The 22,006-nt window shown below is 65.5% G+C and carries 20 protein-coding genes and 1 pseudogene; 10 read left to right on the top strand and 11 right to left on the bottom strand.

The window, feature by feature from the left end:
- Nucleotides 1-80: 80 nt before the first annotated feature.
- Complete coding sequence (locus JWP90_RS02580) at nucleotides 81-1,607, top strand: methyltransferase (RefSeq protein ID WP_297359273.1); 1,527 nt, start codon at nucleotides 81-83, stop codon at nucleotides 1,605-1,607.
- Nucleotides 1,608-1,931: 324 nt separating this feature from the next.
- The gene (locus JWP90_RS02575) at nucleotides 1,932-2,429 is read left to right on the top strand and encodes a bifunctional nuclease family protein (protein WP_297359272.1); all 498 of its coding nucleotides are present in this window, start codon (nucleotides 1,932-1,934) and stop codon (nucleotides 2,427-2,429) included.
- A 230-nt stretch (nucleotides 2,430-2,659) separates the two neighbouring features.
- On the opposite strand, the gene JWP90_RS02570 is transcribed toward JWP90_RS02575, so the two are convergent.
- Nucleotides 2,660-3,694, bottom strand: coding sequence for a LacI family DNA-binding transcriptional regulator (locus JWP90_RS02570; protein ID WP_297359270.1), 1,035 nt, complete (start codon nucleotides 3,692-3,694; stop codon nucleotides 2,660-2,662).
- A 307-nt stretch (nucleotides 3,695-4,001) separates the two neighbouring features.
- On the opposite strand from JWP90_RS02570, the gene JWP90_RS02565 reads away from it, so the two are divergent.
- Complete coding sequence (locus JWP90_RS02565) at nucleotides 4,002-4,937, top strand: carbohydrate ABC transporter permease (RefSeq protein ID WP_297359300.1); 936 nt, start codon at nucleotides 4,002-4,004, stop codon at nucleotides 4,935-4,937.
- Nucleotides 4,937-5,905: a carbohydrate ABC transporter permease gene (locus tag JWP90_RS02560; RefSeq protein ID WP_297359268.1), complete on the top strand. Its 969-nt coding sequence runs from the start codon at nucleotides 4,937-4,939 to the stop codon at nucleotides 5,903-5,905. The genes JWP90_RS02565 and JWP90_RS02560 overlap by 1 nt, the downstream gene beginning before the upstream one ends.
- Nucleotides 5,906-6,143: 238 nt before the next feature.
- On the opposite strand, the gene JWP90_RS02555 is transcribed toward JWP90_RS02560, so the two are convergent.
- From JWP90_RS02555 to JWP90_RS02535, 5 genes are all read right to left on the bottom strand, one after another.
- Entirely contained in the window at nucleotides 6,144-7,508 is a 1,365-nt protein-coding gene (locus JWP90_RS02555) for an extracellular solute-binding protein (RefSeq protein WP_297359266.1), read from the bottom strand.
- 264 nt (nucleotides 7,509-7,772) lie between these two features.
- Complete coding sequence (locus tag JWP90_RS02550) at nucleotides 7,773-8,438, bottom strand: hypothetical protein (RefSeq protein ID WP_297359264.1); 666 nt, start codon at nucleotides 8,436-8,438, stop codon at nucleotides 7,773-7,775.
- Nucleotides 8,419-9,933 (bottom strand): FGGY family carbohydrate kinase, encoded by a 1,515-nt coding sequence (locus JWP90_RS02545; RefSeq protein WP_297359262.1) that lies wholly within the window; start codon nucleotides 9,931-9,933, stop codon nucleotides 8,419-8,421. The genes JWP90_RS02550 and JWP90_RS02545 overlap by 20 nt, the downstream gene beginning before the upstream one ends.
- 160 nt (nucleotides 9,934-10,093) lie before the next feature.
- On the bottom strand, nucleotides 10,094-10,537 hold the full coding sequence (locus tag JWP90_RS02540; protein WP_297359260.1) for an SRPBCC family protein: 444 nt from the start codon (nucleotides 10,535-10,537) through the stop codon (nucleotides 10,094-10,096).
- Between the two features lie 7 nt (nucleotides 10,538-10,544).
- Nucleotides 10,545-12,011: an NAD(P)/FAD-dependent oxidoreductase gene (locus JWP90_RS02535; RefSeq protein ID WP_297359258.1), complete on the bottom strand. Its 1,467-nt coding sequence runs from the start codon at nucleotides 12,009-12,011 to the stop codon at nucleotides 10,545-10,547.
- Between the two features lie 195 nt (nucleotides 12,012-12,206).
- On the opposite strand from JWP90_RS02535, the gene JWP90_RS02530 reads away from it, so the two are divergent.
- The gene (locus JWP90_RS02530) at nucleotides 12,207-13,166 is read left to right on the top strand and encodes a phosphodiesterase (protein WP_297359256.1); all 960 of its coding nucleotides are present in this window, start codon (nucleotides 12,207-12,209) and stop codon (nucleotides 13,164-13,166) included.
- A 133-nt stretch (nucleotides 13,167-13,299) separates the two neighbouring features.
- Here the strand turns inward: JWP90_RS02530 and JWP90_RS02525 are convergent, their stop codons facing one another.
- Together JWP90_RS02525 and JWP90_RS02520 are read right to left on the bottom strand one after the other, a co-directional pair.
- The gene (locus JWP90_RS02525) at nucleotides 13,300-14,934 is read right to left on the bottom strand and encodes a stealth family protein (protein ID WP_297359299.1); all 1,635 of its coding nucleotides are present in this window, start codon (nucleotides 14,932-14,934) and stop codon (nucleotides 13,300-13,302) included.
- Between the two features lie 298 nt (nucleotides 14,935-15,232).
- The gene (locus JWP90_RS02520; RefSeq protein ID WP_297359255.1) at nucleotides 15,233-15,847 is read right to left on the bottom strand and encodes an NAD(P)-binding domain-containing protein; all 615 of its coding nucleotides are present in this window, start codon (nucleotides 15,845-15,847) and stop codon (nucleotides 15,233-15,235) included.
- A 102-nt stretch (nucleotides 15,848-15,949) separates the two neighbouring features.
- Between JWP90_RS02520 and JWP90_RS02515 the strand changes: the two genes are divergently transcribed.
- The 3 genes from JWP90_RS02515 (at nucleotide 15,950) to JWP90_RS02505 (ending at nucleotide 17,868) form a co-directional block, all read left to right on the top strand.
- Nucleotides 15,950-16,453: a MarR family transcriptional regulator gene (locus JWP90_RS02515; protein WP_297359254.1), complete on the top strand. Its 504-nt coding sequence runs from the start codon at nucleotides 15,950-15,952 to the stop codon at nucleotides 16,451-16,453.
- A 37-nt stretch (nucleotides 16,454-16,490) separates the two neighbouring features.
- Nucleotides 16,491-17,093 (top strand): DNA alkylation repair protein, encoded by a 603-nt coding sequence (locus tag JWP90_RS02510; protein WP_297359252.1) that lies wholly within the window; start codon nucleotides 16,491-16,493, stop codon nucleotides 17,091-17,093.
- 223 nt (nucleotides 17,094-17,316) lie between these two features.
- Nucleotides 17,317-17,868, top strand: a complete 552-nt coding sequence (locus tag JWP90_RS02505; protein WP_297359250.1) for a type 1 glutamine amidotransferase domain-containing protein — start codon at nucleotides 17,317-17,319, stop codon at nucleotides 17,866-17,868.
- A 194-nt stretch (nucleotides 17,869-18,062) separates the two neighbouring features.
- Here JWP90_RS02505 and JWP90_RS02500 read toward each other — a convergent pair.
- Nucleotides 18,063-18,317 (bottom strand): annotated as a pseudogene (locus tag JWP90_RS02500) (pyridoxamine 5'-phosphate oxidase family protein); the annotation flags it as partial.
- Between the two features lie 97 nt (nucleotides 18,318-18,414).
- Here JWP90_RS02500 and JWP90_RS02495 point away from each other — a divergent pair.
- Nucleotides 18,415-18,840: a hypothetical protein gene (locus JWP90_RS02495; protein ID WP_297359248.1), complete on the top strand. Its 426-nt coding sequence runs from the start codon at nucleotides 18,415-18,417 to the stop codon at nucleotides 18,838-18,840.
- Nucleotides 18,841-18,854: 14 nt separating this feature from the next.
- Here the strand turns inward: JWP90_RS02495 and JWP90_RS02490 are convergent, their stop codons facing one another.
- The gene (locus JWP90_RS02490; protein WP_297359246.1) at nucleotides 18,855-19,403 is read right to left on the bottom strand and encodes a pyridoxamine 5'-phosphate oxidase family protein; all 549 of its coding nucleotides are present in this window, start codon (nucleotides 19,401-19,403) and stop codon (nucleotides 18,855-18,857) included.
- 45 nt (nucleotides 19,404-19,448) lie between these two features.
- Nucleotides 19,449-20,117: a hypothetical protein gene (locus JWP90_RS02485; protein ID WP_297359244.1), complete on the bottom strand. Its 669-nt coding sequence runs from the start codon at nucleotides 20,115-20,117 to the stop codon at nucleotides 19,449-19,451.
- A gap of 209 nt (nucleotides 20,118-20,326) precedes the next feature.
- On the opposite strand from JWP90_RS02485, the gene JWP90_RS02480 reads away from it, so the two are divergent.
- Nucleotides 20,327-21,775 (top strand): lipase maturation factor family protein, encoded by a 1,449-nt coding sequence (locus tag JWP90_RS02480; RefSeq protein ID WP_297359297.1) that lies wholly within the window; start codon nucleotides 20,327-20,329, stop codon nucleotides 21,773-21,775.
- Nucleotides 21,776-22,006: the final 231 nt, after the last annotated feature.

The raw sequence follows: 22,006 nt of genomic DNA, 5'->3' as shown, positions 1-22,006 counted from the left end.
GGCAGCGGGGGCGGGTTCAATCCGACGGAGCCGGGATATGGCGGAATTATGCGCAGCCACACGGTGCCAGACTGGGAACCGTGACTTCTGAGCTCGTGCACCGCCTTAGATCCGACCTCGACTCCGCCAGGTTCACGGTGACCACCCTCACCGGCCTGTGGGGCGACGAAGCGGATGCTGCGCTGCACCGCAACGAAAGGGTTCCTGCTCTGCGTGCGCTCGCGCGGAGACGCGCGGAGACGGGTGTCGAGGCATCCGCAACGCTCGCCCGGCTGTTCATCCTCGGCCTCGGGGTCGACCGCGATGACGCCGCAGCGGCCCTGCCAACGCTCGGCGTCGCAGGCGCGACGGAGCTGGGGCTGGTCACCGCGGACGGCGCTGAGGTGCGGCCGCTCCTCGACCTGCGCCCGTACAGCTTCGTCGACGCCGCTGGCGCCGGCAGCTGGTGGATCGTATCCGACCTCGGCGAACTGGCCCTCGGCCGGCCCCTCGGTGAGGAACACGTGCTCGGGGTCGGCGGCGCGTCGATGACCCTCAGCGGCCTGATGATGCAGACCCCGGTCGGCAGCGTCCTGGACCTCGGGACCGGATGCGGCATCCAGGCGATGCACGCAGCCAGGCACTCCGTATCGGTCGTCGCCACCGATATCTCCGAGCGTGCCCTCGCTCTCGCGCGGATCAACGCCGAACTCAACGGCATCAACAACATCGAGTTCCGGCACGGCGACCTCTTCGAGCCCGTGCGCGGTGAACGATTCGACCAGATCGTCTCGAACCCGCCCTTCGTCATCACACCGCGGAGCGACGGTGTTCCCTCCTACGAGTACCGCGACGGTGGCATGGAGGGGGACGCGCTCGTCGAAGCGGTCATCCGTGGAGCGGCGGCGCACCTGCACCCCGGCGGCGTTGCCCAACTGCTCGGCAACTGGGAGTACCGCGTCGGCCAGGATGCTTTCCGCCGCGTCGGCGGCTGGGTCGACGGCACCGGCCTCGACGCCTGGGTCATCGAACGCGATGTGCAGGACCCCGCCCAATACGCCGAAACCTGGATCCGCGACGGCGGCACCCGCTCGGGCACGCCGGAGTTCGAACGGCTCTACACCGCATGGCTCGACGACTTCGCCGCCCGCCGCGTCACCTCGGTCGGCTTTGGTTACATCACGCTCCGGATGCCACTGGACGGCTCCCCGACGCTGCGTCGGCTCGAGCGACTCCACGGCGCCCTCGGCTCCAACGAGACGGGCCTCGGTGTGCATCTGGCGGCCGCTCTCGCCGGGCATGACTGGCAGGCGGTCCGGTCCGATGAGGAACTCGGCCTCGCGCAGCTCATCGCCGCCCCGGATGTGACCGAGGAGCGTCACTACTGGCCGGGAGCCGAGCATCCGACCGCTTTGATGTTGCGGCAGGGCGGTGGTTTCGGCCGCACGGTTCGCATGGACACGGGGCTCTCCGCCCTGGTCGGTGCCAGCGACGGCGACCTCTCAGTCGCCGCGGTGGTCGCGGCGATCGCCCAGCTGCTCGACGCCGACTACCTGGAGTTGCGTGAAGAGTTACTGCCGCGTGTGCGTGCCCTCGTCAGCGACGGGTTCCTGCTGCCGCCGGAGTAGGCCCGCCGCACGCTCAACAGGGTCGAACCGCTCGGGCGCGCCCTTAACAGGACCAATCGCCCGTTCCGGCCTGCCGTCCCCTGTCGAATGCCCGCCTAAGGCGGCGCGTGCCCACGGCACGGAGCACAGATCAAGGGCATGGCAGCAGACCCCGATTTTCGGCCGACCAGCCCGCTCTGGGCCACGGTGATCGACGCCGAGCTCTCGGGATCGACCGGAACCGGCAGTGATCCCGAAGACCTGCACTCGTAGATTCCTGACCGCGGATACCCCCAGCTGACCTACCATGAGAGATCAGACCCGTTTCCCCCAGGGGAGGTTGCCATGGTTCAGGTTCGCATCGTCGGCGTCGCGCTGGACTCTCGCGGCCAGCCCCTCATCTTGTTGAAACCGCTGGATGCTGCCGGTGGTGAGCGGATGCTTCCCATCTGGATCGGCGCCCAGGAAGCGACATCCATCCTCATTGCCGTCGAAGGCGCTGAAGCGCCGAGGCCGTTGTCGCATGACCTCATGAAGACACTGCTCGCGGCGGTCGGCGCCACCGTCGAACGAGTTGATGTCACCAAAATCGAGGATGGCACCTTCTATGCAGAGATCACGCTCCGCACGAGAGAGGGATCGCTCGCGATCGATTCTCGCCCGTCGGATGCGATCGCCATCGCTGCGCGTGTCGACGCACCCATCTGGGTGAACGACGAGGTCCTCGAGGAGGCGGGCATCGTCGACGAAGGCGACAGAACGGATCCTGTGGACCAGGAAGAACGGGTGGACGAGTTCCGGAAATTCCTGGATGAGGTCGACCCTGAAGACTTCCAGGGCTGAAGCGCCCGTTATCGAATCGATCCCCGACAAGCGGCGCTCCCGCGGAACAGAAGTTACAGTGACTGCACCCACATGAGAACGATCCCACATGGGAGTGCATCGAGTTCGTTCCCAGTGTTGTCCTGACCACCTCATGTAGCGATTGTTGGCTTCTGGCATGTGCACGCCGCCGGCTACGCCACCGAGATCCTGAACCACACCGAGATCCTGAACCACGAGGGTGCCCGGCTTCAGAGCTGCCGCGGCCCGGCGGTCGAGCCGCGCGGCCGGATCTGAGAACCGAGCACCACAGTCACGGGGTCGGCATTCGGGTGTTCGATCCGTTCGAGCAGGCGGTCCATAGCGGTGCTGCCGAGCGCGACGGCATCCTGTGCCACGGCGGTGATACCGGGAGTGACCATGCTCATCCATTGCGCATCGTCGAAAGACACCAGGCTGAGATCCTCGGGGATGCGGAGTCCAAGATCGGCCGCCGCGCGCCACACCCCCTCGGCGAGCACATTGTTCGCCGCGAACACCGCCGTGGGGTGGTCCCGTCTGGCGAGCATGTTCACCGAGGCCCTGCGTGCGTCGTCGACGCCCCAACCCGCCGACACGATCAGGGCAGGGTCGGCGGGGATGCCGGATTCCTCGAGCGAGCGCCGGTAGCCGGCGAAGCGCTCAGCACCCGTGGTCCGGTTCGTTTCATCGATGAGGAGTGCGATGCGGGTGTGGCCCAGGTCGAGGAGGTGGTCTGTCACCCGTTTGGCGATGTCGGCATTGTCGATGATGACTCCGTCGCACCGGTCGGCGGAGAACTGGCGATCCACTTCCACCACCGGAATGTTCTGCTTGAGCAGATAGGCGGAGACGACAGCAGACAGCGGCGTCACGATCACACCGGCCGCCCTCGTGGCGACGAATGCTTCAGCGGCGCCCAGTTCCACGTCGGTGAGGCCCTCGTCGTCGACAAGCATCATCGTGTAACCCTGGCTGCGGGCGCGGCCCGCGATCCCTGCCGCGAGGTCGGCGTAGAAGGTGTTGCGCAGGTTTGAGACGAGCACCCCGATGGAACGGTTGACTTGCTTCCGGAGGTTGCGGGCCATGGCGTGCGGAACATAGCCGAGGTCATCCGCGGCCGCGAGGACCCGCACGCGGACGGCCTCGGCGACGTAACCCTCACCACTCATGGCGCGGGAGGTCGTCGACTGGGAGACGCCTGCCGCTCGCGCCACGTCCTTCAACGTCGCGCGATGGGCGGGTAGTGCCGCCCCGGATCCAGCCATGAACATGCCTCTCGGTTGCGGCCGGCGCGAACACGACAGAACGGCCGACGAGCCACAGGATAGCCCGGCGGCGAAGCGCATAATAGCCGGTTCGCGACTCTTGCCAATGGTCTTGTAGGCCTACCGCTTCGGATTTATAGTCCCCCTGTGGCAACGATGCCACACCTCGGCGCTCAGCTTCTCGCGAGATGCGGAACCGTGACAAGGGGAATGCGATGAAACACAGCGACGTCCGTGACCAGGGCTCTCCGCCCGGGGTGCATCAGTGACTACCGCCGTCAGGCGTGACGGCCCCGCCCCGGCTCCGGTGTCCAGGCGTGTGAAAAGGAAGGCGGCGTTCAGATCGAAGTACAACCGGCGTGAGTCCATAGCCGGTTATCTGTTCATCGCCCCGTGGATCATCGGATTCCTCGTCTTCACGCTCGGCGCGATGGTTTACAGCCTCGTCATCTCATTCAGCGACTACAACCTCGCACGAAACACGGCCACACCGGTCGGCTTCGCGAACTACGCGCAACTCTTCGAGGACCCGAAGGTCGGACTCTCGCTGATGAACACCCTGGTGTACGCGCTCATGGCCGTTCCACTCGAAATCGCATTCGCGTTGTTCCTCGCCATGCTGCTCGCCAGGGTCGGCAAAGGTGCCGGATTCTTTCGCACCGTCTACTACCTGCCGAAGATGACGCCGACCGTCGCGACGGCATCCGTCTTTCTCCTGCTTCTGAACGGCAACTCCGGCGCGATCAACAAGGGTCTCGAGGTGATCGGGATCCAGGGACCGCAGTGGTTGGTCGACCCGGCGTGGGTCAAGCCATCGATTGTGCTCATGACGCTGTGGACGGTCAGCGGAACCATGGTCATCTTCCTCGCGGCGCTCAAGAACGTTCCGAGGGACCTGTACGAGGTGGCGTCGCTCGACGGCGCCGGCCCGGTGCGGCAGTTCTTCGCCATCACGATCCCGATGATCTCGAGCGCGATCTTCTTCAACCTCATTGTGCTCACGATCGCCGCGTTCCAGACGTTCGACCAGGCTTACCTCCTGTTCTGGCGAGATCAATCGAACGCGTCCCCGGAGTCCTCACTGTTCTACGCGGTGTACCTGTTCCAGCAGGCGTTCCGGCAATTCAATTTCGGCTTCGCCGCCGCGATGGCCTGGCTGCTGTTCATGATCATCATGCTGATCACCTTCATCCAGATGAAGTTCGGGAACCGATTCGTGTACTACGAAGGGGATGACCACTGATGAGCCTCACCGAATCTTCACCTGAAGCGGTCCGGCTCAAAGGCCAGGTCATCGGTGAACAGGCAGTGACGGGGCCGCCGCCGCGTGAGGACCTGCCATCGCGCAAACCCGACCGATGGTACAAGCCGAAGAGCGTCATCGGCAAAATCGTGCTGTGGATCGCGTTGATCTTCTTCGCGCTGCTCTTCATGTACCCGTTCGTCTGGCTCCTCTCGGCAAGCCTCAAGCCACGCGGGCAGGTGTTCGACAACTCGCTGTGGCCGAGAACCTTCGTGCCTGACAACTACGTCGAGGTCTGGGATCAGTTGCCGCTGATCAGCTGGATGTTCAACAGCATCGCCATCGCCCTGCTGGCGGCGACGGCGGTAGCCGTGGCGAGTTCGGTGGTCGCGTTCGGGTTCGCCTACTTCACGTTCCCTGCTCGCAACCTGCTGTTCGGGCTCGTGCTCGCGACGATGATGCTGCCGGGCGCTGTGACCATGATCCCCCAGTACCTGATCTGGAAGGAGATCGGCCTCATCGGCACCTGGGTTCCGTTGTGGGGTGCGAACCTGTTCGGATCGGCGTTCTACATCTTCCTTCAGCGCCAGTTCTTCCTCGGATTGCCGAGGGAACTGTTCGAGGCCGCGCGCATCGATGGGGCGAGCTACTGGGGACTGTTCAGGCGGATCGCGATGCCCTTGTCGATCCCGTCGTTCATCATCGTGTTCGTGTTCGAGTTCCAGGCGAGCTGGAACAACCTCCAGGCGGCGCTGATCTACCTCAACGCCGGTTCGGTCGAGGAGTTCACCGCTCCGCTCGGCATCGCGTACGCGATGACGAAGTACAGCCCGACGGCCGGTGGGCACGGCGACTACCAGTACGTCATGGTGGCGTCGCTCATCATCACGATCCCGATGCTGCTGATCTTCGCGTTCGGTCAGCGGTACTTCATCGAGGGTGTGGCCACCCAGGGCCGCAAAGGTTGAGACGCCGCGGCGGCCTTTTCTCCGGCTGCGGACGGGTTCACCTGGCGCGCGGGGGGTGGATTCACGTGGTGTTCGGGCCAGGAGTGGGTGTACAGGCGGGCCGCATCCGTCACCGATTCACGTGCTGCGGACGGGAACACCTGGTGCCCAAGGGGTGTTCGGGTCCGGAGTGCGTGTACAGGCGGGCACAGAAGAGCGGGCGGCCCGCGAAGGGACCGCCCGCTCCCCTGTGCTTGCGTTACTTCTGCACCGCCTTGTCATAAGCCCGCATCGCAGCTTTCTGTGCGTCGTCGAGAGCTTCTTCGGAGGTCTTGTCACCGAGGAGCGCCGAGGTCACGGCGTTCTTCAGTTCGGTCTGGATCTCCTGGCCGGCTGGGGATGCGCCATATGACTCACCCTCACCCACGATGTCGTAGAAGGTCCCGATCGTCTGGTCGAACCCGGCGTTTCCGCTCTCCTTCACGAACTTGTCGCGGATGGCCTCGTCAGCGGCCGGGGATCCGGTGAAGAGGCCGGTGTTGATCGCGCCCGGCTCCGCTTCGATCGTCTTCGCCCGAGCTTCGCCTGCTGCCATCCAGGCGTCTTCCGACGTGAGATTGAGCGCCCACGCGCAGGCGGCATCCGCATTCTTCGCCCCTGCGGGGATCACGAACGAGGTTCCGCTGGCGACCGCGAACGGCTCGCCATCGGCGTTCTTGAACGGCACCGCCTCGATGTCGACCTGGTCGACGTAGGGGGTCAGCACGTTCACGTACCACTGAGCGTTCACCTGCGCGCCGACCTGGTCTGCGACGTACGGGTTGTTGTCACCGAAGGTGTCGAAGGAGTCCGTGAAGCTCTTGTACTTCGCGTATCCGCCCTGAGCATTGAACAGTTGCTTGAGGTAGTCGATGGCTTTGGCGTTGTTCGGGTCGTCGAGGGCAGGAATGCCCTCATCATCCATCAGTTTTCCACCCTGGCCGAGCATCCACAGACCGGCCTGGTTGACGCCCATCGAGTCGAAGCCGATCACGCTCGGGTTCCCACCGGACTCCTTGTACATCGCGCCGATCGCTTCGAGCAGCACGTCGGGCTTCGAGGTGTCCATCTGGTCGGAGGTGACGCCGGCCGCATCCATCACCCGCTTGTTGAGCATGATCGCCGGTGGCTGATAGAACTGCGGAACGGCCCACACCTTGTCGTCCCAGGAGACGTCGTCCATGACGGACTCGTAGTACTGCTCGTCAGGCTTGACTCCGTGTGCCGCGAAGCACTCATCGAGCGGAAGAATGAGCCCCTGCGCCGCGTAGGTCCCGACGAACTGCCGGTCCATCTGCACGACGTCCGGCACGTTGCCACTGGCGACGCGCGTCGTGAACTTCTGTGCATCGAAAGCTGTCGCATCGATCTTGATGTCGATGTCGCTCAACTCCTTCTCGGCGTAATCGAGCCGGGATGTGCCCACCTCGTCCGCGTTATCGAATCCCCAGGCCGAGAGGGCGCCGGTTGGACTGTCACTGAACGATGTGTCCTCGGTCGTTCCGGCGCCGCCTCCGCAGGCGGTCAGCGCGAGGACGGATGCCGTCGCTGTGAAGGCGAGAAGCATGTTCTGCCTCGTTTTCATGTGTTTTCCCTTCGATCAGAGATCAAGCTCGGCGTCGTCGCCGGTCGATGTGAACGAGGCTCCCCATAGAAGCTGGAATCCTTTCCACACGGGGCAAGCTAGTGCAGCACCCACCCGCAAACAAGGGGTTGCCAAGGCTGCTGGCCCGGCCGTGGCCATACCGTTACAGGGCGAACGTGGGTGCGGTCTGGTCGCCGTCGGTCGCTGTCGGCTACCGTCTGGAATCGTTCCCATGTCAACCCCGTTCCCGGGAGGAGAAGCGGCTCACGTGCACCGTGGAGCCGTGGGTCTGCCTCGGCTGGGAAAGGTGATCCCATGAAGCGTCGCACGGTACCCGTGCGCGTCCTGGGCCAGAGCGGCATGAATTCTGGTCGGCTGGATCCTCGCCGGGGCCTCCGTGCCGAAGGCGGTGAACTCGGCGATCCGACCGCTTCCCTCGACGAGGACGGAGAGCTCGACCCGGTTTGGCGTGCACAGCAGCCGGGTTTCGTGAAGTTTCAGGCGGTGCTGCTGAGGGCGGCACGGATGAGGACATCGTGGCCGACCTGGCTGGCGGTGATCGTGTGGTGGGCATACATCCACTCCGCGAAGGTCGAAGTCCGGCTCAAGCACGACGGGGTCCAGCCCGGTCTCCTCGACCGGTGCACCGTGATCCTGCGTGAGCGCATCCGCGGCAAGGATGGGACCGGCCGTCGGTGCGAGTCGCGCACGGATTTCGTCGAAACCGTACTCACGGTCGAGGAGGAATCCGGATGCCAGCGGGCCGAGAACATCCGCGACGTTCCGTTTGAAATCGATGAGGGCCCGGTCGGGCGGACGCCCGGCGCCTGCGGCGTCGAACATGGTTCGGAGGCTCTCGCGCGGATCCATCGCGACCATCGCGAGAGCGCCGGAAGGGCGGGCGATGCTCTCAAGCGTTGGCGGGGTCATCGCTCCCTGCCTTCGATGGGGGCGGGGGTACGGACGTCGCTGCCTCGACGAATGCCCCGAAAAGCTCGTCCGCCCGTGGATGGGGGTGTGACGGAAACGACAGAGATGGCAGTGCAACGTCAGGGGAAGCTGCGCCGCACAGCACAGCGGCGCGCAGGGCGGCACCTGAGGCGACCGGTTCGCGAGCCTCCACCACGGCCAGCGGAGCATGCAGAAGCCGGAACTTCAGTCGGTTCCAGGCCGCGTTGTGTGCGGCGGCACCGCCGACGATTCGCAGCCCGATCGGTGCTGAGCCGAGGATCCGGTTCTGGGTCTCTCCCATCCACCGCAGGTGAAGAGTCAGGCCGAGGAGAACAGCGCGAAGGTGGTCGGTCGTCGTCTCGGTTCTCCCAACGAGCTCGTCGCGAGGGGCCGGGTCTGGCTGCGGGCACTGGCGTCCGCCCGGATACGGCAGCACGAACGCGTCGCCGGGGCCTTCGAGTTCGAGAGCGCGGAACAGCACGTCGGCATCCTTCTCGGGATGGGAGGCGATCCACCGGGCGACCATCATTCCGCCGCTCGCTCCCGCGAGAAGGCATTCACGATTCCCGGCTACCGTGCGGGTGACGCTCATTCCGGCGGCCAGTGCGGCTCCGCGATCGACGGGTTCTCCGGCGACCCGGAGAAGCGCCTCCGTTGTGCCGAGCGAGTCGGCCGCCTGCCCGTCGTTTCGCACGCCGGCCGCCCACGCGGCAACCGCGTGATCGTGACCGGCGATGAAAACGGGCGTGTCCGGCGAGAGACCCGCGGCCTCCGCGGCGCCGGGCACGAGGATGCCGACGGGCTCCCCCGGCGCCAAGATCCGCGGCATCTGGTCGATCGACATGCCGACGAGGCTCAGCAGGTCGTCGTCGAAGCTCGTGCTCACGGGGCTGCCCGGTGGAGGGAGTCGGTACGCCATCGTCCGGCCGGCGAGCGTATGGTCGGTGGCGAGTTCCCGGGTGAGCATCACGCCGATGAAATCGGCCATGCCCGCCCAGCGGGCGAGCCTCTGCCAGCGATCGGGTTGCTCGGCCTGGAGTTGGTGCCAGGCCGCGAGCGGGGCTTCCGGCAGCGCAGGCACTCCGGTTGCGAGAGCGAGTGCCTCCCGCCTTGCAGAGCCGAGTTCGTCGAACAGGGCGGAGGTCCCCGCCGACGTCCAGCGCACGATCGGGCCGACGGGCCGTCCCAGCTTGTCGAGGATGATCCCGCTCTCCTCCATCGAGGCGATCCCGACGGCGACCGGGCGCCGATGTTGCGTCGACGTCAATCGGCGGATCGCGGAGAGAACAGCGCCGCCGAGTTCACCGGGCAGGTCCGGGGTGCGGAAGGATCGGACGCCGCGTTCACGGGCAACTCCGGAGCGATCCGCGACCTCGAGAAGAACCACTTTCGTGTTCGTGCCGATGTCGACACCGATCGAGGTGACCGGGCTCCCGTCCCGGCCGCCGAGGGCTGGAGGAGCCGCGGTGCTCATGCGTCAATTCTGTCCGTTGATCGGCGATCGCGCCACTGCTCCGAGCACCGAACCTCGCGGCTCCGCGACGTACATGTCACAGGATGCCGGCCCCGAGAAGGCGCATTCGCTCCTGGTGAGCGTCAACGAGCCTCAGCCGGCCCTGTTGAGCGTCATCGGCTCAGTTCGCTGTGGCTCCGCCTTCGGCGAGGAAGGCGAGCCGCTGGAGGGTCTCCGTGTTGCGGGCGTGGAGCAGGAGCTGGCGGAGCGGGCCGGGGATATAACGTCCGGGACCGCGAACGGCGTCCTCACGGATGCGGACGACGCATCCGCCCCTGCGCTCCTTCACGTCGAGAGTCACGTGGGCCTCGCCGATCGGCCAACCACGTGCCTTGACCTTCATGTGGGAGGGAGGCTCCCACTCGAGGACGGAGGTCGAGTCGTTGAGAAGGAACGGCCAGACGCCGAACGAGTGGAAGAGCCGGGCACCCTCCGCCGGCCAGGCATCGTCCACATCACGCATCCGGGAGGCACCGACCACCCAGCTTGGGTATAACCAGCCGTTCGCGAGGACAGCGAACACCTCATCAGGGGTGGCCTCGATGAAACGGTAGTTGACGGACATGGTTCTCCTACGGTTCGGGAAGGGAGTCGGGCGCGAGTGAGGGTGGTGTGGTCATGCCGAAGACGTCGTGCAAAGCGAGAAGCGCGGCGTTCCAGCCGGGCAGGCCGTGCACACCGGGGCCGGGAGGTGTCGACGAGGAGCACAGGTAGACGCCCTCAAGTGGAGTACGCCACGGCTGCGCGGAGAGAACCGGACGCGCTAGGAGTTGCACGAGATCGACGTCGCCCGCGGAGATGTCCCCGCCGATGTAGTTGGGGTTGTACTGCTCGTAGTCGGCTGCGCTCTTCGATGCTGAGGCGAGGATCAGGTCCCGGAACCCCGGAGCGAATCGTTCGATCTGGCGGGTGATGGCTTCTGTCCGGTCGACGGTCGACCCGCGGGGGACGTGGGTGTACGCCCACAGGGTGTGTTTTCCCTCCGGGGCGCGAGTCGGGTCGAAGTTGGACGGTTGCGAGACGAGGACGTACGGATTCTCGGGATGCTTGCCGCGAGCGACGTCCCGTTCGGCGCGGGCGATGTCGGCCCGGGTTCCGCCGAGGTGCAGGGTGCCGGTCTGGGCGAGATCCGGATGAGTCCACGGCACCGGGCCGGACAGGGCGAAGTCGACCTTGGCGACGGCGTTGCCGTAGCTGAACCGGGAGAGCCTGCGCCGGTAACCGGGCGGGAGTCGGTTCCCGGCGATCCGTTCGAGGCCGCTGGCGCTCGTGTCGAACAGCACCGCCCGGCTCGGCGGTAGCTCACGGAGGCTGGTCACCTCGTGGCCGGTGACGATTTCGCCGCCGTGGGCGATGACATCCGCCGCCATCACATCGACGATCCCCTGGCTTCCGCCTACCGGGATGGGCCAGCCAGAGGCATGGGCGTAACTGGCGAGCACGAGCCCGGCGGCCGTCGGTGCGAAACCGGGCAGGGGGCGGATGCTGTGCGCGAGCACGCCGGTCAGCATTGCGGGGGCGACGTCCTCACGCCAACGGGCGTTCCACAGCGGGCTGCCCTGCTCGAGGGCCCGCAGGCCGAATCGGGCGAGGGTGATCGGATGCTTCGGCACGCGAAACAGCGACGAGCCGGTGAACTGCGAGACAGCATCCGCGTGCTCGGACAACGGGGCGAACAGCCGCCGCCAGGCCGCCCCGTCGGCGCCGAGGCCGTCGGCGGTGCGGTCGAGCGAGCGCCAGGCCAGGCCGGCCCGACCGCCGTCGAGTGGGTGGCCGTAGGAGAGTTCAGGAGTCACGAAGTCGAGACGGTCGGCGAGCCTGAACTGCTGAAAGAACGCGGATGCGTATGCCATCGGGTGGACGGCGGAACAGATGTCGTGATGGAAGCCCGGCAGCGTCACCTCCGACGTCCTCGACCCGCCCCCGATGGTGTTTTCCCGCTCGTAGACGTGGACGGAGACACCCGCGCGAGCGAGGGTGACGGCGGCTGCCAGGCCGTTGGGGCCTGATCCGATCACGATTGCGTCTGGCGAAGTCATTGGTCGCCAGTATGTCACCGGCACAATCCGCCGGGCGACCCCTTGACGGCGTTCTGCAGCCCCGAACCGGGGGCGCCAGTAACCGGCGCGTCGCGTGCCGTTCATGGATCGTTCGGAATTGTCTGATCGAATACGTTGTTGACGAACATAGGTGTTGATCAGCAAACACCACCGCCAAACCCGATTGGACGGATTGTGACCACGCGAACGGCTGAGTACCCGAGGCCGGATCACTTCATACTTCACATCAGCGACACGCACCTTCTGGCGGGGGGCAACAAGCTCTACGACCAGGTGGACAGCGAGACGCACCTCAGGCAGGTTTTCACCGAGCTTGAGGCTTCAGGGGGGCGCCCCGAAGCGATTGTCTTCACCGGAGACCTCGCCGACCGCGGTGAACCCGAGGCGTACGAGCGCCTTCGCCGCATCGTCGACCCGGCCGCTCGGCGCCTCGGCGCCCGCGTCATCTGGGTGATGGGCAACCACGACGACCGCGAGGCCTTCAGGGCGGGGCTCTTCAACGAAGTGCCGACCCAACGCCCTGTCGACCGGGTGTACGAGATCAACGGACTCCGGATCATCACCCTCGACACCACCGTTCCCGGTCACCACTACGGTGAGGTCACCGGCGACCAGCTCGACTGGCTTGCCGAAGAGCTTGCCGTTCCTGCACCGGACGGCACGATCCTCGCGATGCACCATCCGCCGGTGCCGAGTGTGCTCGACCTTGCCGCCACCGTGGAACTTCGCGACCAGAAGGACCTCGCCGAGGTGCTCGAGGGCACTGATGTGCGCAGCATCCTTGCCGGTCACCTGCACTATTCATCGACGGCGACGTTCGCTGGAATCCCGGTGTCCGTGGCATCCGCCACCTGCTACACGCAGGATCTCACCGTTCCGGTCGGCGGCACACGCGGCCGTGACGGGGCCCGCGCCTTCAACCTCGTGCACGTGTACCCGAACACGGTGCTGCACTCTGTTGTGCCGCTCGGCAGCTTCCCGACGCTCGACTACATCGACGCCGACGAGAGCGCCCGCCGGCTCAGCGCCCTCGGCGTGCGGTTCGACGACGCCAGCGGCTTCGTGCAGCTCGACATCGACCCGATGGTCACGTCACAGTCGCCGCCGACCGAGTCGATCCCGGTTCTCACCTGACGGCTCTTCGCTGATCGAGTAGCGACCGAGCCCTCTTCGCTGGACGAGTAGCGACCGAGCGCAGCGAGGCTGTGTATCGAGATCCGGTCATCCGGTGACGGATCTCGATACGCTTCGCTACTCGATCACCGGGTTAGCCGGCATCCGTCGCTGGGGCGGCATCCGTCGAGTGCATCGCGACCACGGTCTCCCACGGCGCGGGGAACGGGAAGTAGTGCTCAAGGAACGTGGTGACCGCCTGGGTGCGCTCTTCCACCGAGATCTCGGGCTTGGAGCCGTCGTTGAGGCAGAACATGTCCTGGTCGCGGCGTTTGAGGAGCCGTTCCATCGACGGGATCGCAGACTTGAGGGTCGTCTCGATGTACTTGACGCGTGCGTTCGTCTGCACGACGGCCCGCCCGGTCATCAGCGCGTAGTAGTGGTACAGCGAGTTCGTCACCGAGATGTCGGTCGCCGAGCGGAACCGGCTGGCCGCCGTACGGGCGAAGTCCTCGGGGAACTCGCGCTCCATTTCGTGGAGCACGCTCTTGCGGATCGGCGCAGCGGAGTGCTCGAGGTGCCGGGTGGTGACCTTGCCGAAGCGCTCGCGAAGCAGCCGGCGGTTCACCCGCGCGGCGTTCTCGTACCCGCTTCGCGACGGGTCGCTCTCGCCGAGGCCGATCCGGGTGGATGCCTCGACGAACTTGGTGATCCCACCCGGCGAGAAGAAGACCTCGGGTTTGATCGGCCGGCCGAAGAACATGTCGTCGTTCGAGTAGAGGAAGTGCTCGGCTAGGCCGTCGATGTGGTGCAACTGCGCTTCGACGGCGTGCGAATTGTGGATCGGAAGCACGCTCGTGTCGGCGAAGTGGTCCTCGCTGCGAACAAGGGTGACGGCGGGATGCTCGGCGAGCCACTCCGGTCTGGGCGAATCGGTCACGATGAAAATGCGGCGCACCCAGGGGGCGAACATGTACACGCTGCGAAGGGCGTACTTCAGTTCATTGATCTGGCGGAACCGCGCCTCTGAATCATCGCCGTCGCCGACGACGTAGCTCTGCATGCGCTTGGCGCGAGCGCGCTGGAACTCGGCGCTGGAGCCGTCGACCCAGGAGAACACCATGTCGATGTCGAAGCTGACGTCGCTCGCGAGTTCGGCGAACATGTTCTGAAGCGTCGGCCAGGTCTGACCGAACATCTCCACAGTGTCCTCGAGGGCTTCGGAGCGCGGCAAATTGCGGCGCATGAGCGCATTCTCGACAGGCGCGACGATCTCGTCCTCATCGAACCGCCACAGTTCGAGCTGCACGGCAGTCTCCGGTCCGTACCGCAGCCGGCCGATCGGTTCGATGCGTGGGCGGTAGAGACGGAAGACGGATGCCTTGCGGAACGTCATCAACGCGCCGTCCGCGAGAAGCGCCGATGGGGCATCCGCTTTCTTCGAGCGCTTGCCGGAGCGGATGGCGGCGGGGTCAAGCTGCTTGGCGTAGAACGGCTCGTTGGCGTACGCGTCGCCGAAGGCAGCGGTCAGTTGCTTGCGGCACTTGCGGTCGACGGCGAGAACGAGGTTGTCTGAGCCACCGCGGACCAGCAGATACGGGATTTCGTGCCGTTCGAGCACACCGCGCAGAGAGAGCAGGTCGGTGATCATCGACTCGCGCGGGGTGAGGTGACCGTTGATCAGTGTGTACTCGCCTTTGCGGAGCACCACGTCGTCACGGGAGAAGCGGTTCGCGCGGGTGCCGCTCGAGAGGAGGACGAGTTCGGGGACGTCACTGATGATCGGCATCGAAGCGGTGATCGGGTCGTCGCGACGGAATGCGTCTGCTGACGCCTCGATCTTTGTTGCGTGATGCTTGTTAACTGACGTCAAATCGCCACCCTTCCCGAATGGTCGCCCTTGTGGGGCGGAGAATGCGCTGTGCGGAGCGCCAGCGGCACGACGGAGACCACCGCTGCCTGACCATTCTACGGGCGGAGGTTGCTGAGAGGGGCGGGTTGCTTCTTGCCCCGGCGGCCCGCGCTTCTGATGACGATGGCCCCGGCCCGTGGTAGCGGACCGGGGCCATCAGAACATGCTTGTGTCCTTACTTGATGAGTGCGAAACCGGCGGCCCAGGAGATCTTCTCTCCGGCGGCCAGGGTCAGCTGCAGGAAGCCGAGGGCTTCGAGCTCGCGGGCGCGCTTGAGCGAACCGGCGTCAACGGCGTTCAGTCCGCCGCCTTCGATGATGGCCGCGAAGGTGGCCTTGGCGTCCGCGTCGTCCCCGGCGATGAGCACGGTGGTCGTCGCGTCGCCGACCGAGCCGGTCGTCAGGGTGGCCGCGAAGTTGGTGTTGAGTGCCTTCAGAACGTGGGCTCCTGGCACCTGGGCGGCGAACTGGGCGGCAGCCGAGCTGTCGGCAGGCACGACGAGGTCATCGAAGGTGGAGAAGTCGAGCGGGTTCGTGAGATCGACGAGGATCTTGCCGTCGAGCTGTCCGGCGTAGGTGTCGAGAACCTCGGACACCGCCGGGTATGGCAGTGCGAAGACGACGACGTCACCGGTGATGGTGTCACCGACCACCCCGGCGGTTACCTGCGGGTTGACTTCTGCTTTGTCGGCCTCGCGGGCCAGGACCTGAACACCGTTGCCGCCGGCCAGGGCGATCCCTGCGACGGCCGAGCCCATGTTGCCGGCTCCGATGATGGTGACGTTCGTCATGGTGATCTCCTCAGTTGTCCGGGCGCCAGCCCGATTGGTTGTTGATACAAGCAACGCTAGCGATAGTTGGTTGTAGCGTCAAGTATTGGATAGAATGTATTCATGAATGACGTGCGCTGGCTCAATGCCGAAGAACTTCGGGCGTGGAAGAAGTTCGTCGCTGTGGTCGAACTCCTGCCAGGGTTACTCGACTCCCAGCTGCAGCGCGACGCCGAGCTGAGCCACTTCGAGTACTTCGTGCTCGCGATGCTCTCTGAGGCGCCGGACCGCACCCTGCGGATGACGGGGCTCGCATCGGCGACCAACGCGACGCTCCCTCGTCTCTCCCACGTCGTCTCCCGGCTGGAGAAGCGCGGCTTCATCGAGCGCACCCCCTGCGTCGAGGACCGGCGGGCCACGAATGCGCGGCTGACCGATGCCGGCCTGGGGAAAGTGGTCGACACGGCTCCTGGACACGTCACCAATGTTCGGGAGAACGTCATCGATCCGCTCTCGGCGGAGGATGTCGACGACCTCGACCGCATCATGGCCCGCATCCTGGGAACCATCGACCCGGAGCACCGATTCAACCCAGGGGCCCTCGCGCAGACCGAATCGAACTCCTGACCTGTCGTAGCCGACGACGGTCGGCAAGAATGGTCGCATGAGTGCGGCCGGGGAGTTCATCGACGCGGCCCTGCAGCGCGAAACCGCGTGGACTCCGCCTGTCGACGACCGAGGGGCGAGCGGTCTGCGGTCGTACGGCGCCTCGGTCGGTGCGGTGCGCGGCACCGTGCGGGATGCATCCCGGAAGTTCCGCGGAATGTCCCATGACGAGGTCACTGCCCTCGCCTCCGAACTGTGGGACGTTCCGGTGTTCGAGCGTCGGCTCGCCGCGGTCGTGTTGCTTCAGTCGAACGTGTCGATGCTCGACAACTTTGACCTCACCCGTATTGAAGGCTTCATCCGGGAGGGTCGGGTGCGCTCCCTCGTCGACCCGCTTGCCACCGATGTCGTAGGCCCGATGATCGAGCGGCTCGACGATGCAGGCCGCAGCCGGGCGCTGGCGACGCTCGATCGGTGGATTGCGGAGAACAATGTCTGGCTGCGGCGCGCCGCGATCCTCGCCCCGCTGCGGCCGCTCCGATCCGGTCAGGGTGACACTGAACGGTTCGCGCGCCGGGCGAGGGCCATTCTGGCCGAACCGTACGCGAGCGACATCGTCAACGAAGCCATCGATGCCGTGCTGGACGCGCTGGCGAAGTGACTCCGGGGTGCTTCGCCCTCCGCGGCATCCGCTCACCTGGCGCATAACGCCGCCAGAGTCACCGCCGTGCTGCAAGAACGCCTCAGTACGACGAATGGGGGCCCCGGATTGGCGGGGTTGTGCGCCCCAACCATGCAACGGTTAGTCGTTCCATGAGCAGTGCGTCAAGGGCCTTCGAACCCGGTGGATGCCCACGTAACGTAGCCAACCGGAAAGGAGCACCATGACAAACACGCTTTCAGGCAAGAAGGTCGCCTTCCTCCTCACGGACGGTTTCGAAGACTCGGAGTTGACCAGCCCATGGCAGGCGGTGACGGATGCCGGCGCGAGCGCCGTTCTCGTCGCCCCTGAGCTCGGAACGCTCACCGGCAAGGAGGGTCACACTCAGGAGGTCGACGTTCGAGCTGCCGACGCATCCTCGAACCAGTTCGATGCTCTCGTTCTGCCCGGTGGAGTGGTGAACGGCGACCACCTGCGCATGGACTCGGCTGCCGTCAGCCTCGCCCGCTCATTCTTCGAGGATCACAAACCCGTCGGTGTCATCTGCCATGGCGGCTGGTTGCTGGTCGAAGCGGACGTGGTTCGCGGTCGTGAACTGACCAGTTACCCCAGCCTCAGGACCGACCTGGTCAACGCTGGCGCGAACTGGGTCGACGAAGAAGTCGTCGTCGACAGTGGTCTGGTTTCGAGCCGCACGCCCGACGACCTGCCCGCGTTCAACGCGAAGCTCGTCGAGGAGATCGCCGAGGGCGAGCACGAGCGACAGACCGCGTAGTGCTGCGGGGCATCCGCGGTCATCCTGGGCTGCGGATGCCCGGCTTCAGCGCCCATGCACCGGGCGATCCTCATCACGCGGATCACCCGGTCTGCTGTGTCGGGCGGCGCTTCCTGGGTCGCCTTGCCGTACCGCTTGCCGTATCGCTTGCCGAGCCGCACGGAGAAGTCGCCGGTGGGGTCGTCCCGCACCGCAGCCAGTACGCCCCGTACCGCGATGTGACTCTGCGGATTTTCTGGGTCGACAACGGCAAGCGCCATCGACGGGTTCTTCTGCAGGTTGCGGAACTTTGCCCGCTTCGACGTGTGGGTGAACGGCAGGCGCGCGCCGTCGTACTCGAGCCACATCGGGTTCACTGGGGCCGTGGTGTCCTGCCGCACGGTGGCGAGGCTGCCGAAGTTCGGCTCGGTGCGCAGGTGCACGAGGTGTGCGGGGATGTCTGCGGTCATGCTGCCGACCTGAACGGAGTTGTCCACAGGCATCCGTTTCTCCACAGAAACACGGATGCGGCTGGCCGGGACCGGCGCGTTCGTCACGATGGTCAGCATGACCGACATCAGCGCCGAAACGGCGAGAAACGTACCGCTCGTCACCGACGAGCTCATCGAGCAGCGCGTGCAGGCGCTGGTGGGGCGCGCGTGCACCCGGCAGGTGTGGATGCTGTTCCTCTACGCAGACCATGTCCAGGTGCCCCTGGTCATGCCGATCGCGGATTATCCGGAGTCGCCGGGCGGCGGGAACGCCGAGTCTTTTGCGGCGAGCCTGAAAGAGATCGCCGACGTTGCCAGAGCGACGCAGGTGATCTTCGTCTGGGAACGCTACGCGAGCGACAGCCTCACTCCCCATGACTGCGCCTGGGCGCGGCACCTGCAGCGCGCCTGCACCGGGGAAGGTCTCCCGGTGCGCGCACAGTTACTCAGCCACAAACGCGGGGTTCGCTGGATCGCCGCCGAAGACTACCTGGTGGCCTGAGCCCAGGGAGTTCTCTAGAGGTCCACCGACTTGTTCTCGCCGACATCCGGTTGGGAATGCGTGACGATGGCTTTGGCGATCTTGAACGCCGTCACCACCCCCGGTTCGTTCGATGCCCAGTATTCAGCCGACTCGGCTGTCACCTTGATGAGCGCCACTGTCGGGTCGTCCTTGCCCTCCGGGAACCAGGCTTCCACGGCGGGGGTCCAGAGCTCGTCGACTTTGTCCCTGTCGTGGACGACGCTCGCGGTCCCGGCGACCGAGAGGTATCCCTTTCCCGATTCGAATGCAGCGTTGACCTGGTTGTTCCTGCGGATGTCTTCGACCTTCGAACTCGGATCCTGCGTGAAGAACCACAGGTCCCCGTCGAAGTCGATCTCCTGGGCGGCCAGCGGGCGACTGTGCAGGTGACCACTCGCGGTAATGGTCGTCACGAGGGCGATCTTCGCTGATTTCACGAGGCCGGCAATGGTCTTCATATCCGCGTCGTCGGCGGGGATGAACGTGTTGGTTGGGACTGTTCGTGTCGCGGGAGTTGCGATTTCGTCGTCGCTGAACGTCATAGCGACCCTCCTTGAATTCGTGAGAACGGCGTGGTCGGAGAAGCCCTAGCGTTGGCCGAGCAGGTTTTGCAGATCTGTCTTGTTCAGACGTGAGAAGCCGGAGAGCCCGGCCGACTTCGCCTGTGCCCGCAACTGGAGCAGCGTTGGTTCGGTCGACTTGCGCCGTCCTCTTTTCGCGGTCACCGGTGCCGATGACGAGGCGGTCGAAGGCGCCGTCAGCCTGGAAACGATGGCCGTCTTGGCTTCACGGGCGGGCTTTGTGCCCTGCACCTTCGCGGCGGTCTTGCTCACCTTCGCTTCCTTGCCTGGCTTGGCGTCTTTACCCGACTTCATGTTCTTGCCCGGCTTGGTGGCGTTCGCCTTGAGCGTCTTGTCTTTGCCGGCGAGCTTGCCGAGTTTCGCCTCTTTGCCGAGTTTCGTGGACGCCGCGCTCGTGCCCTTGTCCTTCTTTGCAGACTTGGTCTTCGTGGCATCCTCGGCCGCCTTGGTGCCCTTGAGGCCCTTGGCTTTGGCGCCAGCGTCTGCCTTCTTCACTGTGGCGGTCCGCTTCGGTGAGGCGGCGAGGCCCTTCTCGAGTGCTCCCTTCAAGCCGCCGGCATCCTTACGCGCACTCTTGTTTGACTTCTGGGCAGCCTTGGTTGCGGCTTTGATTGCCTCGCGGGCATTCTTCAGCGCGTCTTTCGCCGTCTTCTCGTTCTTGCTCACTCGTGCCATGACGTGTCCCTTCCGGGCGGTCAGGAAACCGATCCCGATTTCGTCGATGATGGCACTGACGCCGGCTCGAGGGCTACCTCTTCTCGTTCGAGCGTTTTTGCGAGAGGATACGGTCGATTCCTCGCCGGAACCCGTCGCGGCCAGGGGGATGCCCGCGCTGAACTCAACCCGTTGAAGCGGAATCGCCACGGGTCTACCGTCGGCTTGTGATGGAGTGGTTCGCCGCCGAGGACTATGAGCTCGCCCGCCAGGTCCTTCAGCGTGGCATTGCGGCGCTGTACCTGATCGCGTTCGTGTCCGCGGCCAACCAGTTCCCGGCGCTCCTGGGCGAACGGGGGCTGTTGCCGGCGCCGTGGTTCCTGCGTCGCGTCAGTTTCAAGCAGTTCCCCAGCCTGTTCCATCGCGGCTACAGCGACGATCGCCTCCTCGGTGTCGCGGCCGTCGGCGCGGGTATATCGGCGACCCTCATCGCTGGTCTGCCGCAGTCCGGGCCGCCATGGCTTCCGATGATCGCGTTCCTCGTGGTGTGGGCGTTGTATCTCTCGATCGTGAACATCGGCCAGACGTTCTACGGTTTCGGCTGGGAGAGCCTGCTCCTCGAAGCGGGATTCGTGGTCGCGTTCCTCGGTTCGGACCAGGTGGCGCCGCCGTTGCTGGTGATCCTGTTCCTGCGCTGGCTGGTGTTCCGGCTCGAGTTCGGCGCCGGCATGATCAAGATGCGCGGCGGGCGCGAATGGCGTGACCTCACCGCCCTGATGTTCCACCATGAGACCCAGCCGATGCCGAACCCGGTCAGCTGGTTCGTTCACCACCTGCCGAAATGGTTCCATCGCTGTGAGGTGCTCGGCAGTCACTTCGCGCAACTCGTCGTGCCGTTCTTTCTGTTCGCGCCGCAACCGGTGGCATCCGTTGCGGCGACGTTCATCGTCCTCACCCAGTTGTGGCTTGTGTTCACCGGAAACTTCGCCTGGTTGAACTGGATCACCATCGTGCTCGCGTTCTGCGCGATCGACGACGGAACGATTCGCACGGTGTTCGCCTTCGACGGCCTGAAAACCGAGTATCCGCTGACGCCGGTGTGGTTCGACGCGCTCGTGATCGCGGTGACCGCATTCCTGCTGGTGCTGAGCTGGCGGCCGCTCGCCAACCTGTTCGCCCGGCATCAGCTGATGAACGCGAGCTTCAACCGGTATCACCTCGTCAACGCGTATGGAGCATTCGGCACGGTGACGAAGGTCCGCATCGAGATCGTCGTCGAGGGGTGCTCGGATGAACGGCCGGGGCCGTCGTCGGAGTGGATCCCGTACGAGTTCAAGGGCAAACCGGGTGATGTGAAACGGATGCCGCCGCAGGTCGCGCCGTACCACCTGAGGCTTGACTGGTTGATGTGGTTTCTCGCGCTCGGCTCGTCGGACGCCCGGTGGTTCCAGATGCTCGTCGTGAAACTGCTCGAGGGCGACAGGCGCACGCTCCGGTTGATGGGCAGGAATCCGTTCCCGGATGCTCCGCCCCGCTGGATCCGAGCCCGCGCGTTCCGCTACCGCTACTCCACACCGGCCGAACACCGGGCTACCGGCGCGTGGTGGGTGCGCACGCTCACCGGAACGCTCCTCGACCCGGTGGCACTGCCGCGGGGAGGGGCGGCAGGTGCCGCGTGACGCATCCGGAGTACGTCATCACCCGGTTCGGACGCGGTCATGCGGCGCACCACGTGAGTGCGCCCGAACCGGGCGCATCGGCGCCGCTACTGCGGGCTCTCGTCCGGCGACTGGCCCGTGTTCCCGTTACCGTCGCCGAGTCCAGTGCCGTCGCCGATGCCCTGGTCGTCGCCGAAGCCGGCGTCGTCGACCGAGTCTCCGGCGTTGGAGAGGCCTTGCTCGCCTGGTGCT

This window comes from Mycetocola sp., from assembly GCF_025464835.1.
Lineage (GTDB): Bacteria > Actinomycetota > Actinomycetes > Actinomycetales > Microbacteriaceae > Mycetocola_A.
Note: the sequence above shows the minus strand (reverse complement) of the source record. Positions and strands in the feature narration are given on the sequence as shown.

Bases quoted from the DNA above. Each gene is read 5' to 3' on its own strand.
- JWP90_RS02570 (WP_297359270.1), bottom strand. From the start codon at position 3,694: ATGGCTGGATCCGGGGCGGCACTACCCGCCCATCGCGCGACGTTGAAG.
- JWP90_RS02490 (WP_297359246.1), bottom strand. From the start codon at position 19,403: ATGACGTTCAGCGACGACGAAATCGCAACTCCCGCGACACGAACAGTC.
- JWP90_RS02560 (WP_297359268.1), top strand. From the start codon at position 4,937: ATGAGCCTCACCGAATCTTCACCTGAAGCGGTCCGGCTCAAAGGCCAG.
- JWP90_RS02485 (WP_297359244.1), bottom strand. From the start codon at position 20,117: ATGGCACGAGTGAGCAAGAACGAGAAGACGGCGAAAGACGCGCTGAAG.
- JWP90_RS02535 (WP_297359258.1), bottom strand. From the start codon at position 12,011: ATGACTTCGCCAGACGCAATCGTGATCGGATCAGGCCCCAACGGCCTG.
- JWP90_RS02540 (WP_297359260.1), bottom strand. From the start codon at position 10,537: ATGTCCGTCAACTACCGTTTCATCGAGGCCACCCCTGATGAGGTGTTC.
- JWP90_RS02495 (WP_297359248.1), top strand. From the start codon at position 18,415: ATGACCGACATCAGCGCCGAAACGGCGAGAAACGTACCGCTCGTCACC.
- JWP90_RS02510 (WP_297359252.1), top strand. From the start codon at position 16,491: ATGAGTGCGGCCGGGGAGTTCATCGACGCGGCCCTGCAGCGCGAAACC.
- JWP90_RS02480 (WP_297359297.1), top strand. From the start codon at position 20,327: ATGGAGTGGTTCGCCGCCGAGGACTATGAGCTCGCCCGCCAGGTCCTT.
- JWP90_RS02555 (WP_297359266.1), bottom strand. From the start codon at position 7,508: ATGAAAACGAGGCAGAACATGCTTCTCGCCTTCACAGCGACGGCATCC.
- JWP90_RS02525 (WP_297359299.1), bottom strand. From the start codon at position 14,934: ATGCCGATCATCAGTGACGTCCCCGAACTCGTCCTCCTCTCGAGCGGC.
- JWP90_RS02515 (WP_297359254.1), top strand. From the start codon at position 15,950: ATGAATGACGTGCGCTGGCTCAATGCCGAAGAACTTCGGGCGTGGAAG.
- JWP90_RS02575 (WP_297359272.1), top strand. From the start codon at position 1,932: ATGGTTCAGGTTCGCATCGTCGGCGTCGCGCTGGACTCTCGCGGCCAG.
- JWP90_RS02520 (WP_297359255.1), bottom strand. From the start codon at position 15,847: ATGACGAACGTCACCATCATCGGAGCCGGCAACATGGGCTCGGCCGTC.
- JWP90_RS02550 (WP_297359264.1), bottom strand. From the start codon at position 8,438: ATGACCCCGCCAACGCTTGAGAGCATCGCCCGCCCTTCCGGCGCTCTC.
- JWP90_RS02545 (WP_297359262.1), bottom strand. From the start codon at position 9,933: ATGAGCACCGCGGCTCCTCCAGCCCTCGGCGGCCGGGACGGGAGCCCG.
- JWP90_RS02505 (WP_297359250.1), top strand. From the start codon at position 17,317: ATGACAAACACGCTTTCAGGCAAGAAGGTCGCCTTCCTCCTCACGGAC.